Raw genomic sequence first — 1,842 nt, forward strand, 5'->3', positions numbered from 1 at the left:
ACACTACTTAAAGAGTTTGATAAAAACAAAGATGGAGTAATAGATATAAAAGATAACTCTAACTTAGCCTTATGGCAAGATAAAAATAATAATGGCATAACTGATAAAGGAGAATTAACTTATATAGGAGATACTAACTCACCTATTAAATCAATAGAACTAAATCCACTTGATACACTACTAAGTGCTTATGATAGAAATCATGATTTTAAGATAGATAATAAAGATATTATCTATAACTATATATATTATAAAGATAACTTTGATAACTCAATAGATCTTTATATCTATGGTGATGAAAATGCTAAAAGCTTTTTAAATTTTGATACTACAAATTAACTGATAAAGGCTAGAAATGAACATTTTATTATTTTTATTAATTTTTATTTTTGTTTTTATGTTTTCACTGTTAGTTCTTAATATCCCTTTATATTATATATATTTTTACATAAAGAGTTTTATATCTCATTTGTTTTCATTTGATAGTTTTTACACAAAAAATTATTATGAGACGATAGAATTTAATAGTAATATTGATTTACCAAATTTTGAACTTTTGTTCTCTAATTGGGAAGATACGACTTTCTTTTTGATTTTTATTATTATATATTCAATATTTGTATCAATGGCTATTTTTAATATTTTTAAAAAGAAATACATAGATAAATTTATTAAAATTGTTTTTTTATCTTACATTTTTTTAAGTTTATTTACATTGCTATTTTATTTAACAGTTTTTATGCTTATAAACACTCTTAGTAGTAAAATTTTATTTTATTTATATGTTTTTTTACTGCTAATTATTTCAATGACATTAACAATAGTTATAAATAAAAAATTGGTAAGGAGAAAAAATGAAAAGGTATAACTTTAACATCATCAATAATTCTGATTTAAATTTTGGCGGAAATATACCAGATGGTTTTGATATAGGAAATTCTATAAAAATGGCGGAAGAAATTAGAAATAACTCAAAATGCAAAAAAGAAATATTAATTAGATTTAAAGAGCTTGTTGATTATGGTAGCAGTTGGGATTTAAAAGCTCAAGCAGGTGATTATCAAAAATATCAAAATTTTGGCAACTTTCATTATGGATTTATAGGAACAGTTCTTGGACTTGATGCTTCAACCCTTTTATCTGGAGCTGGCGGAGCACAAAAAGCGAATTATAACAATAACAAAAGAGAAAAATTATACAAATTTTTAAAATCTTACGGTTTGAATGTAGGTCAACTATTAAAATTTTATCAAACCGATTTAAAAATAAATGTTGGACTTGATTATTTGATAGGACTTTTAAGTAATAAGCATGGAGTTTTAGATGAAGATATTGACAGGCAACAAATATTACTAGGTATTAATGTTGCAAATGAAATAAGTGATAAAATAGGCTTTAATTACTCTAAAAATGAAATAGTTAATTTATTGGATTATTTGTCAAATTGTGCCGATATATTTGTTGACATTTCTAGTCCGATAGGATATGAAGCCGACGGAAAGATTGAATTTGAGATATTTTTAAATAAGCCATTAAATTATGACCTAACTTTGCACCTTAAGTCTTATGATTTATCAGCTTCTGCTAAAGATGGTGATTATGTCGAGCTAGATAAAGAGATAGTTATAAAAGCTGGAGATACTAGATTTTTTGATGAGAATGGCAAGCCACTATCTATAAAGTTAGGAAGAGATAATATATATGAAGGATCAGAAAAATTTGGCATCTATGTAGCAAATAGTTCATACCCTGATGAGAAAATGAGTGTTAAATATATTCCAGCTCTTGCCACCATCCTCGACTTCCCACAAGAAGAATGCCCTAAAACACCTAAACCAAACA

The 1,842-nt window shown here is 25.5% G+C and carries 1 protein-coding gene and 1 pseudogene; both read left to right on the forward strand.

Annotated elements, in window-relative coordinates; genetic code table 11:
- Nucleotides 1-339 (forward strand): annotated as a pseudogene (locus F1B92_RS08955) (hypothetical protein); the annotation flags it as partial.
- A 515-nt stretch (nucleotides 340-854) separates the two neighbouring features.
- Nucleotides 855-1,842 (forward strand): polymorphic toxin type 44 domain-containing protein (locus F1B92_RS08740; protein ID WP_154571452.1); only part of this gene is annotated, 988 nt, incomplete at its 3' end.

Source organism: Campylobacter portucalensis (genome assembly GCF_009690845.1).
GTDB classification, from domain to species: domain Bacteria; phylum Campylobacterota; class Campylobacteria; order Campylobacterales; family Campylobacteraceae; genus Campylobacter_B; species Campylobacter_B portucalensis.